Origin of the sequence: Desulfobacula toluolica Tol2, assembly GCF_000307105.1 — a bacterium.
Classification (GTDB): domain Bacteria; phylum Desulfobacterota; class Desulfobacteria; order Desulfobacterales; family Desulfobacteraceae; genus Desulfobacula; species Desulfobacula toluolica.
Genome location: NC_018645.1, coordinates 2,440,048 through 2,451,408, shown reverse-complemented (window position 1 = coordinate 2,451,408; position 11,361 = coordinate 2,440,048). Strand labels below are relative to the sequence as shown.

Genomic DNA, 11,361 nt, shown 5'->3' with positions numbered 1-11,361 from the left:
GTGGCTGACATTGTGACCAAACCTGATTTTTTTCTTTAATTGAAAGCTATAAAATCGTAGGATGCTTCTGATTTAATTTTGATTTAAAATAATCATGATTTAACTGGAGGTTTTTATGACAACAAAACTTATTGTCATCGGGGCAGGTCCCGGCGGATATGTTGCTGCACTTCGGGCAGCTGCTCTTGGAGCAAATGTCACACTCATTGAACAAGAAAATCTGGGCGGCACCTGCTTGAACTGGGGGTGTATTCCATCAAAGATTATAAAAAATTCAGCAGATATTTTTCTTAAATTTCTCAAAGCAGAACAATTTGGCATCAACGTTCAAGGCAAAATAATCCCTGATATGCCGGCCTTGATGAAAAAAAAGAATAAAATTCTGGACACCCAGAGAAAAGGGATAGCCGGCTTGTTAAAACAAAATGGTGTTGACGTGGAAATGGGCAGGGCGGTTATAAAATCATTAAAAAGCGTTGAAATTATTTTTGATGACGGCAATAAAAAAGAGCTTGAATATGACAAGCTGATTATTGCCACAGGAACAACGCCATTAAATGTGCCGGATTTTCCTTTTGATCATGACCGGGTTATATCATCCAATGATCTGTTGCAGATTGATCACATCCCTGAATCCATGGTAATTGTCGGGGGCGGGGTGATTGGATGCGAGTTTGCGTTCATGTTTTCAGCTTTAGGGTCCAAGGTGACCATTGTTGAGGCCATGTCACGATTGCTTCCCTTGCCTTCAGTTGATGAAGACTGCTCCAAATTGCTGCTCAGAGAAATGAAAAAAAGAAAAATTTCTGTATTCTGTGATACCATTGTCAAATCTTCAGAAACAAAAGATGATCAAATTTTTATCCATCTTGACATATCCCCGTTTACAGACAACCCAAAACCCAAGAAATTAAAAACAAGTGTTATCCAATCTGAAAAAATGGCGGTCTGCATAGGAAGGTCTGCACTCTCTTCTGATTTGGGGCTGGAAAATATTGATCTGAATACAACAGCACAAGGATGGATTGATGTTAATGAGCGCCTGGAAACCAATATCAAAGGAGTGTATGCCATAGGAGATATCCTTGGGCCTCAAAAAGTAATGCTGGCCCATGTGGCATCTCATGAAGGGATTGTTGCTGCCCAAAATGCCATGGGCAAAGACAGTGTCATGAATTATGATGTCATTCCGGGAGGTATCTTTACCATGCCGGAAATAGGTACGGTTGGATTGAGTGAGGTTGAAGCCAAGAAAAAAGGGTATGAGGTGGAAGCTTTCAGTGTTAATTTCAGGACTCTTGGCAAAGCCCAGGCCATAGATGAACTGGCAGGAATAGCAAAAATGATTGTTGAAAAAAAATCCAACAAGGTGCTGGGTGTTCATTTGATCGGTGCCCATGCAACCGATCTTATTGCCGAAGCAACCCTTGCAATCCAAAAAGGGTTGAGTGCCGAGGATATCGCCCATACCATCCATGCCCATCCCACCCTGGCTGAAATTATGGGAGAAGTATCTTTAAAGGCTGCCGGTATACCGATTCACGGATAGATTTGGGTTTATGGGTATTGTGTTTCCTGTGTTGCGGTCTAACCCGTATAAAATCCAGGGCCTGTCCCCTGTCCGTGGTCTTAATATGACTTATTAGAACTGTTCAGGCTTCAAATAAATCCTGTGCATTATAGGAACTTCGAACAAAAGGCCCGGCAGCTACTTTTTTAAACCCGATTTGCCTGGCTTTTTGTTCAAGCAGTTTGAATTCTTCGGGAGAATAATATTTTTGAACCTCCAGATGCTCTCTTGTGGGCTGAAGATATTGTCCTATGGTGATGATATCACAGCCATGATGAAAAAGATCCTTCATGGTTTGCTCAAGTTCTTTGATTGTTTCTCCAAGCCCTACCATTATACCGGATTTTGCTGGTATTGAAATGTTTATGGCTTTGGCATTGCGTAAAAGATCAAGGGACTGCTGATAATCGGCTTCTGGCCTTGCACGATAATACAGTGAGGGAACCGTTTCAATATTGTGGTTCAACACGTCCGGGTTTGCAGATAATACAATTTTTAATGCTTCAACATTTCCCTGAAAATCAGGGATTAAAACTTCCACTTTCGGGTTGCCCGGAAGTGTGGATTTTAAGGCGTGGATAGTCTCTGCAAAATGGGCGGCACCGCCATCTTCAAGATCATCTCTTGTTACGGATGTCACCACGACATAGGTTAAGTTTAAATCAAGGGCGGCCCTGGCAACCCTTGCCGGTTCATCCGGGTCAACCGGCAAGGGGATGCCGCAGGCAACATTACAGAACCTGCAGTTTCGAGTACATTCAGATCCTAAAATCATAAATGTGGAGGTGTTTTTGGAAAAACATTCAAACATATTGGGACAGTTGGCTTCCTGGCACACCGTATGCAAACCCGCATTTGACAGAAGGCCTTTGACTCGTTGATAATCTGAGCCTTTGGGAAGGCTTTTCTTAAGCCACGAAGGTTTTTTTTGTCTTTTTCGAGACTGCATCGCTCCTCCTTTTAAGATAATGGATTATGACGGGAACAGGTTTAAAATCTGTCCTCTTGCCCAATTGTAATTGAATAATCAAATACAAATGAAAAATATTTTACAAAAGCTTTCTTTATCCGGTCCATGGAGATATCATCATGATTTTTACCAGGGCTTGTACCAAGAATAGTACCATTTTTTTTGTTGGAGCTGTTATTGGAACTTTCACCAAGTCTTGTATTGGACATGTCCATTTCTTTTTTAATGGATGTCATGGATACATTGGTAAGCCCACAAGGATTAATCCATGAAAAAGGTTCAAGATCCGTATTGATATTCATGGCAAGTCCATGAAAGCAGATACCTTTTTTGACGGATAACCCGACGCTGCCGATTTTTGAATTTCCCACCCAGATACCATGATTTCTCGGATTTCTGTCTGCAGCAATGTTAAACTCCATTGCAGTAAGCTTCATGATCTCTTCAAGACCGTGGACAAAATCCTTTACACCGATTTTATTTTTCTCAAGGTCAATAACGGGATACATGACGGCCTGGCCGGGACCATGATAGGTTATGTTCCCGCCTCGATCGGTTTGAACAACGTCAATATTTTTCAAAGTTAAAAATTTTCTTGAAACAGTTAAATTTTCTTCTCCACCCCTTTTTCCAAGTGTGAATACACAAGGATGTTCCACAAAAAAAATCCTGTCTTCAATAAGATGGTTATCAACCTTTGATTCCAAGGTTTTTATCTGAAGATCAAGCGCCCTGTTGTAATCCATCAGACCAAGATCTGTAAATACGGCAGAGCGCTTTGATGAGTTTATCCTTTCAGGCATGGTTTCCTTGCTGCCGTCACTTCATCCATCCTTGTAACCTTGGACAGATGAGGAGCGGTTTTCAATTGTTCAGGCTCCTCCACAGCTTCTTTGGCAATGGATTTGACAGCGTCAATAAACTGGTCAATATCCTCTTTTGATTCGGTTTCCGTGGGTTCCACCATAAACGCGCCTTCCACCACAAGTGGGAAATAGACCGTGGGGGGATGAAATCCGTAATCCAGAAGTCGTTTTGCCATATCCATGGTGGTAATGTGAACTTGGGGTATTGAACCGGAATATTGATTTTCTTGCTGCTTCTCGTCATTAAACACGCATTCGTGCATGCAGGGCCTGTCATAGGGCAGGTTTAGCGTGCCTTTCAAGCTTTCCTTGATATAATTGGCATTGAGAACGGCAAGTGTGCTGGCATCCTTGAGTCCTTTGCCTCCCATGGAAAGAATGTAGGAATAGGCTCTGATCATGACGCCGACATGTCCGTAAAAGGTATGGAGCCTGCCGATGGTATCCGGGCAGTTTGTCTCAAACCTGTAGGAATCAAGTTCTTTGACCACTCTTGGTATGGGCAAAAAGGGTTCAAGGGCTTTGACAACCGCTACTGGTCCAGATCCTGGTCCGCCACCGCCATGGGGGGTTGAAAAGGTCTTGTGAAGATTAAAATGAAGGACATCAATACCGATTTGCCCCGGTTTTACAATCCCCATGATGGCATTCATGTTGGCACCGTCTCCATACACAAGTCCGCCCTTGGAATGTACGATCTCTGCAATTTCCTTGATATTGGATTCAAAAAGTCCCAAAGTATTGGGATTGGTTACCATTATACCGGCCGTATCTTCATCCATGACGGCTGCAACCGCTTCCGGCTCAAGGATGCCGTCTTTTCCGGATTTGATATTAACGGATTTATACCCGCAAAGACTTGCACTGGCAGGGTTGGTGCCGTGTGCCGTGTCCGGGACGATTATTTTGGAACGCTGTTTTCCATTTTTTGCATGATAGGCATGGATCATGAGTATGCCGGCAAATTCCCCATGGGCACCGGCAGCCGGTTGAAGGGTTGCAGCATCAAATCCTGTTATTCGGATAAGATATTGCTCAAGGTTATACATCATCTCCAAAGCGCCCTGGGAAAATTCTTCCCCTGCAAAGGGGTGGGCACCGGCAAATCCCTGGCGAGCCGCCTGAACTTCATTGGTTTTGGGATTGTACTTCATGGTGCAGGACCCCAAAGGGTACATGCCTGAATCCACTCCAAAGTTCCACTGGGAAAGGCGGGTGTAATGCCTGACCACATCCAGTTCAGACAGCTGGGGCAGTTCTGGTGCATCACCTGTGAGGCTTTTATCCAGAACGGCACGTTCAACATCCTGCTTTGGCAGAGATACGGCACACCTTCCTTCACGGCTTTTATCCCACAGCAGCGGTTCATTAAACACAAGACCGCTTGTTCCAGGTTGCTGGCTCATTATTGCACCTCCTTTGCCAATTGATCAATGTCATCTTTTGAAATTGTTTCGGTTGCACAAAACAGATAATGCTGTTTGAGTTCAGGATAGAAGGTTTCAAGGTTCAGCCCTGCAAAAATACAGCTGTCCTGAATCATGGCGGATCTTTTCTGTTCAAATCCTTTTGGTGCTTTTAAAACAAATTCATTGAAAAACGGGGAGTTAAATCCGGGTTCAAACCCTGATTTCAGCAGGCTGTTTTTCATATACTGGGCTTTGTCATGATTTTGCTGTGCAATTTCTTGTATGCCGATTTTTCCAACCGTGGCAAGGTAAATCCCGGCGGTCATGGCATTTAGCCCGTTATTGGAACAGATATTGGAAGATGCTTTTTCTCTTCTGATATGTTGTTCCCGGGTAGCAAGGGTCAAAACAAATCCGTCCTTTCCGTTTGTATCCTTTGTTTTCCCTACAAAACGACCGGGAAGGTTTCTCATCTGCTTTTTGGTTCCGGCAAGCAATCCCAGGCCTGGGCCGCCAAATGATTTGGGGATTCCCAGGCTCTGGCCCTCACCTGCAACCAGGTCTGCACCAAAACTGCCGGGACTTTTCAAAAGACCATAGGCCATGGCCTCAGTAAAAGAGACAATGAACAACCCTTTTTTTGCATCTGCAATTGCTTTAAAGGCGCTTAAATCTTCTATGTTGCCGAAAAAATTCGGAGACTGAACAGCAATGCCTGCAAGATCTCCCATGGCTTCAATAGCGGTGATGTCAGTGAGTCCCTCTTTTGTATAGGAGATCTCAACCATTTCATAGCCTGCAGGGGCAAGATAGGTGTGAACTATCTGCCGGTGACTGGGATGAACCAGGGAAGATACGGCTATTTTTTTTGTTTTTTTGTTTTTTTTCAAGGCGATCAAGGCGGATTCCGCAAGAGCAGTTCCGCAATCATAATGGGATGCCGTGGCAATGTCCATTCCCAGCAACCTTGTAACCATGGTCTGGAATTCATAAATACCCTGCAATGTTCCCTGGCTGATTTCAGGCTGGTAGGGTGTGTAGGCGGTCATGAATTCGGACCGGGAAATCAAATAGGGGACAATGGCCGGGATATAATGGTCATAGCTGCCGGCACCGATGAAACATTTGTAGTTTTTACAGGCGATATTGGCGGATGCAAGCGCTTCCATATGGGTATTGAGTTCCCACTCTGACAGGCTTTCCGGAATATCAATCTTGTCCTTTGTCCTCAGATTATCCGGTATGCAGTCAAACAGGTCATCAAGCGAAGAATTGCCTGTTACCTTGAGCATACTTTCAATATCTTCTTTGGTATGGGGAAGATAGCGCATAGGATTTTATCCTTTCAGCATTTCAAGGTATGCAGCTTTGTCCATAAGGTTATCCAGTTGTGAAACATCATCGGGTTTAATTTTGATAATCCACCCGTTATCATAACAGGATTCATTTACCAGTTCAGGTGCATCTTCAAGGCTTTCGTTGATCTGCACAACCTCCCCTGAGATTGGAATGTAAATTTCTGAAACCGCTTTTACCGATTCCACGCTTCCAAATTCATCTCCTATGGAAAAAGTGTCACCGATTTCAGGAAGTTCAACAAACACAATTTCCCCAAGCTGATCCTGGGCGTAATCGTTAATTCCTATGGTTACCGTATCGCCTGATAATGTTGCCCATTCATGGTCTTTTGTATATTTTACGTCATCTGCTAAGTTAAGATCATTTATTTCCTTCATAAGAACCTCCAGTGTTAAATAAAAATATTAAATATTTTTTCTTACCGTTTTTTACCTTTTGATCCGGTCTGATATAGGCCACATAATGGTGATCTATATCTTTTTTTTATTAGTCAACAGCATATCAGATTTATTTTTTTTTGAAACCATTAAAAATGGCATAATTTACTTGTGAGTCATAAGTTTTATTGGGAGGACTAAGCGTATGTCTCCCTGAAATTTCATTTCAATAGTCATTTAAGACTCTTCAAAGAAGCTCTCACAGGTATCAATGTCAGTTGTTTCCAGTTCCGGCTTTAAATTGGTTCTTGACATTCTGGTTCAACCGCGTTTTTCTTAAAAACGTATTCTTGAATTTTATGTATTACCGCGCCAGGAGTGAGACTGAATAAATCTCGGACAAGTAAATTGGCAACAACGAATTTAACCGTCCGCTCCGACGGTAAATTCCGAGATTTTGTCCTCAGATAGCCTTTAAATTCCTTCCATACGGAAATTTCATATTTAACTGACACCAATTGCAGTAAGCCCAATGCAATGGCACCAGTCATCACAAAACGTTCATATAGAGCAAAACAACACTTTACTTTTTTTATCTGATTACTGCTCATCGGTTTTTTTAAAAATTTGTTCTTTCGGGGCTTCCTGGAGTGGCGTGGTAGGCCTTCGGTCCAGAAGCGATATCGAAAAACACCCATGAGATTTTTGAGCATATCAAACATGGTTTCGATGCGGACCCTGGCGCAATAAAGCTCAAGAGCGCCAACAGTATCCTGATTTAGATCGCTGCACATCAATATAACAAGTCCACGTTTGGTAACCGCCAGCACAAAACGGATCAGGCCTGCTGTTGGTTTCCATAGTAAATCCAGAGAAGTAATTGAAACCACCTCTACTTTTCCATAAATGGTACACTCCAACCTTTCAAAAAGCTCCAGATGCTCAAACCACTCATATATCTTTATTTGTTCACCATATTTACGCGGACGTCCTGGACTTTTTCTTCGTGGCTCTTCCGCTTCAAAATAACCCACACAGTTCTTTTTTGCTCTTATGATCAGCGTAAGCAGATGGCAACGGTGCCTGATGGACCACACCGATTTAGCCAGTTTGAAAATCAACTTCCCAGGGGAAAAAAGCATCCAGTACAAGGATGCTCGGTATATCGTGTTATATGGCAAAGTCTAACCCCATTTGCACAATTCATGTGCCCATAGTTTCGTTGGTCTCTTCCTTTTTATCCTTTTCATTTACATGAACAAGGCCCTGATGAATCCCAAGGGATAGTGGTATGCAAAAAGGTGATGTCATGGAGCCAATCAGCATACCGACTGCCCCCCAATAGTGACCTCGGAAATAAGATGGTTTGCTCTGAGTTTCAGAATGCTGATGCATGGTAACCACGCATGGCATTTGACGTCCATCCTTAGGGACACAGGTATGATCACCCAGTAAAACCGCTCTTCCATGGGACACCACTGTTTCATTTTGAGAAAGAACAAATGTGGGTGTGTCCCACCTTTTACATAAGGCGCAATATCAAATTAAGAGGGAAGGATGATAAAAAATGCCTGTAATAATTCAAAGTCAGTTCAATTCTGCCGTTTTGGAAGCAAATCTGGATGTATTCACCCGTTCATATACAGAAGGAGAGAATACAATTATCGAATTTGATATGAGGAAGCGGGATTGGCAGAAAGAAGCCGGGATAAACCATGAAGTTTACTGGCCGGAAAAGACATATAATGTAGATATACACGAATTTTCAGTATTTCATAATCCGATTATTTACCGGTTCATATTAGCTCAGGCCTGGTATTATGATGACCATAACAGACAAATCTGTTTTACCCCGAAGCTCAGAGAGGTATCAGCACAACAGCATGTGAGCAAATGTGTGTTGCATTTGGCATGTTTTCTGGCAGTTGTTTGCGGGGTGACTCTGAGGAATATTACAACAATATTCACAGTTCTGTTTCGGATTCCTGTAAGCAAATCGTCTGTAAAAAGGTGGATTGACACAATCGGAAGCAGCCTTCCTTCGGAAGAAGGGATTTTGAAACAGCTGATAGAACTGAAAAAACCGTATCAGTGTCATATTGACGGTTATTATCCCATGGGGACAGACAACTGCGTGATGGTTATAAAAGATGAATCGGATCGGATTCTTATTACTCATGAGGCCGCTTCGGAAAACGGTGATGATGCCATTAAATTTTTACAAAAGATAAAAAAATGTGGAATGACAGTTACTTCGGCATTCTCAGATTATTCAGACAGCTATGTAAAAGCAATAAGAGAAGTATTTCCTGATGCTAAATTTCAGGCTGATCATTTTTATACGGCGAAAAATATATGGAAAAATTTAAAGAAATGCCTTCTGGAATACAGAAGGAACCTGAAAGCGGAAGGTGAAAAAAATAAGGATGAAGATATGCTGGAAATTGCCTCAGAGCTTTGGAAACTGCTATGGATACTGCTGAAAAAGCCTTCCAACCTGACTGAAAATGAACGTGAAAAGATAGAGGCGCTTGAAAAGAAAGACAGCGGCTTTATTTCAAAATTTCGTTCCATAATCGGTCAAATTGCAAATATTTTTGATCATTCAAATACGGAAATTCAGGCAAAAATCAAACTGAAAAATTTGAAAAATCAGATTGAAAAACTCGAAAACAGTTATCTGGGTAAGATAACAAAGTTTTTTTCTGATCACTGGGATGCTGCCATGCAGTACCTGAAGAAAAGAGGGTTGGCCAAATATCGGCGCGCCTCAAATTCGGAATCGGGTATGAGGCTTCTCAGACGTCTGGAAAAAAATCATGACGGCATAAGGTCGGCGGCAACACGAAAACACTATATAACACCCATGTCCTAGAGGACACAACGAAGCATGAAACACTTGCAAAATTTGAAAAATGGTCATAACTATCCAATTTTTTTTTCGACCAAGAAATTAGAAAGAGGAGAGCCATGACCAAGAGATCAAATAGCACATTAATCCAAATTGTTCACCCAATTTGTTGCGGTTTAGATGTTCATAAAGATAAAATTTCGGTTTGTTTAATCACTGTAGATGATAATGGAAAAGAACAACACGAGATACAAGAGTATTCATCATTTACTCAAGATCTTCAGAAAATGAAAACCTGGTTAATTGAAAATAACTGTCCTATCGTGGCAATGGAAAGTACCGGAGTATATTGGCATCCGGTTTATAATACCATTGAAGATACGATGGAGGTTGTTTTGGTGAATGCCAGGCATATTAAAAATGTCCCTGGCAGGAAAACAGACATTTGTGACAGTAAATGGCTTGCCGGGCTTCTTCGTCACGGATTGGTAAAAGGTAGTTTTATTCCTCCTGAACATGTCCGGGAATGGCGTGAATTATCCCGATTAAGAAAGACATATACCGAATCTCTCGCGGATTATAAGCGACGTGTTCATAAGTTGTTTATTACGGCAAATATTAAAATTGATTCAATCGTTTCTGATCTATTTGGCCTTACCGGCCTGAATCTCATTGAGTTGTTATGTAAAAACGATGAACTGACTCTGGAAAAGGTTCAGGAATGCACAAAAGGAAGCCTTAAAAAGAAGATTCCTGAATTGTATAGAAGCCTCCATGGGTATTTTAAAGATCACCATCAATTTCAACTGATTGGCATGATGGAGGCCATTAATATGTTTCAACGGCAGATTGACCAAATTAATGCCAGGCTGGAATTGCTGACACGAGACCACAATGATTTGCTGGAAAGATTAGATGAAGTTCCCGGAATCGATAAAAAATCAGCACAATCCATTATTGGAGAAGTCGGGATTACACTGGCTGAATTCAAAACCATGTCAGCCTTTGTTTCATGGGCGGGATTGTGCCCTGGAAACAATGAAAGCGCAGGTAAAAGGAAAAGTGGCCGAAACGCGGTTCGAAATCATCCATTTAAAACGATTTTAGTCCAGGCTGCATGGGCAGCGATTAAGAAAAAGGGATCATACTACAAGGCCAAATATTATAAACTGAAGTCCAGACGGGGTGCCAGAAAAGCAATTGTTGCCATAGCCCATAGGATGGCAAAAGCCATTTACAGCATCATCAAAAATGGCGACAGGTATAAAGACCTTGGAGAAGAGTATTTAAGCAAGCCCAATAAGCAAAGAATGTTGAAAAATTTGGCCAAAAAGGCGGATGGATTAGGAATGAAACTCGTGCCTTGTGAAGGTTAATTGACTTAGCAAAGGGCTTTATGCAGATATTGTTTAAAGGAGTACAGCAGATAAAGAGATTATTGATTCAGTAAAAAAAGTCGGATGTTAAAGTGAAGCCTTAGAGCGCGAATATAACATGACTGGTCGGTTTTTTGCACAACGAACTGTTAGTCCCTGCCAAGGGAACTACGTATATAAAACTTATTTAAATAAGCTGGCCATTACTGATAATTTAAGAAATTACCTTCTGTGCTTGAATTATTAACTTGACGGAAAATACTTTATCGATTGGATAATTCAAACTTGGAAATCAATCAAAGTGTTTTTGGAGTAAAACCATAAACCGATGGAGCGTTATTCCCTTTTTCGGGGGTAGTGTTACATATAAAAAATTTATCAGGCAATAAAATATTTGTCGGCTGATGTTACTGAGTTCATAAATTCAGGTACAGAACAAAACATTATGGAAAAAACCTCTATATAGATATGTAAAAGGTGGGACACACCCAACTAAAAAGGTACTCGATATAAAATCAGCGTGTGCCAATACCCCCCTGTGTCAGGATAGATGTCGCCTCAATTAAAAATTAAATTTGGGGCA

Annotated in this window: 10 protein-coding genes; 3 read left to right on the top strand and 7 right to left on the bottom strand. The window is 41.7% G+C overall.

Translation table 11 applies throughout. The annotated features are described in order from the left end of the window. The first annotated feature begins 115 nt into the window (after positions 1-115). Positions 116-1,549, top strand: coding sequence for a dihydrolipoyl dehydrogenase (lpdA, locus tag TOL2_RS11310; RefSeq protein WP_014957574.1), 1,434 nt, complete (start codon positions 116-118; stop codon positions 1,547-1,549). Between the two features lie 103 nt (positions 1,550-1,652). Here lpdA and lipA read toward each other — a convergent pair whose 3' ends face one another. The 7 genes from lipA to TOL2_RS11275 form a co-directional block, all read right to left on the bottom strand. Further along, positions 1,653-2,519 (bottom strand): lipoyl synthase, encoded by an 867-nt coding sequence (gene lipA / locus TOL2_RS11305; protein WP_014957573.1) that lies wholly within the window; start codon positions 2,517-2,519, stop codon positions 1,653-1,655. 41 nt (positions 2,520-2,560) lie between these two features. Then, entirely contained in the window at positions 2,561-3,343 is a 783-nt protein-coding gene (gene lipB / locus TOL2_RS11300) for a lipoyl(octanoyl) transferase LipB (RefSeq protein ID WP_014957572.1), read from the bottom strand. Continuing rightward, a complete protein-coding gene (gene gcvPB / locus TOL2_RS11295) occupies positions 3,328-4,812 on the bottom strand; it encodes an aminomethyl-transferring glycine dehydrogenase subunit GcvPB (protein ID WP_014957571.1) in 1,485 nt (494 codons plus the stop codon). Before gcvPB ends, lipB begins: the two co-directional genes overlap by 16 nt. Continuing rightward, the gene (gene gcvPA, locus TOL2_RS11290; protein ID WP_014957570.1) at positions 4,812-6,146 is read right to left on the bottom strand and encodes an aminomethyl-transferring glycine dehydrogenase subunit GcvPA; all 1,335 of its coding nucleotides are present in this window, start codon (positions 6,144-6,146) and stop codon (positions 4,812-4,814) included. Before gcvPA ends, gcvPB begins: the two co-directional genes overlap by 1 nt. A gap of 6 nt (positions 6,147-6,152) precedes the next feature. Next, the gene (gene gcvH, locus TOL2_RS11285; protein WP_014957569.1) at positions 6,153-6,551 is read right to left on the bottom strand and encodes a glycine cleavage system protein GcvH; all 399 of its coding nucleotides are present in this window, start codon (positions 6,549-6,551) and stop codon (positions 6,153-6,155) included. Positions 6,552-6,847: 296 nt separating this feature from the next. Then, positions 6,848-7,585 carry a hypothetical protein gene (locus TOL2_RS11280; RefSeq protein ID WP_148278101.1) on the bottom strand — a complete coding sequence of 246 codons (738 nt, stop codon included), beginning with the start codon at positions 7,583-7,585 and terminating at the stop codon, positions 6,848-6,850. Between the two features lie 169 nt (positions 7,586-7,754). Next, the gene (locus TOL2_RS11275) at positions 7,755-7,964 is read right to left on the bottom strand and encodes a hypothetical protein (protein WP_041279448.1); all 210 of its coding nucleotides are present in this window, start codon (positions 7,962-7,964) and stop codon (positions 7,755-7,757) included. A 154-nt stretch (positions 7,965-8,118) separates the two neighbouring features. Between TOL2_RS11275 and TOL2_RS11270 the strand changes: the two genes are divergently transcribed. Then, positions 8,119-9,426, top strand: a complete 1,308-nt coding sequence (locus tag TOL2_RS11270) for a transposase (RefSeq protein ID WP_014957567.1) — start codon at positions 8,119-8,121, stop codon at positions 9,424-9,426. Positions 9,427-9,521: 95 nt separating this feature from the next. Beyond that, positions 9,522-10,778 carry an IS110 family RNA-guided transposase gene (locus tag TOL2_RS11265; RefSeq protein ID WP_014957566.1) on the top strand — a complete coding sequence of 419 codons (1,257 nt, stop codon included), beginning with the start codon at positions 9,522-9,524 and terminating at the stop codon, positions 10,776-10,778. The last annotated feature ends 583 nt before the right edge of the window (positions 10,779-11,361 follow it).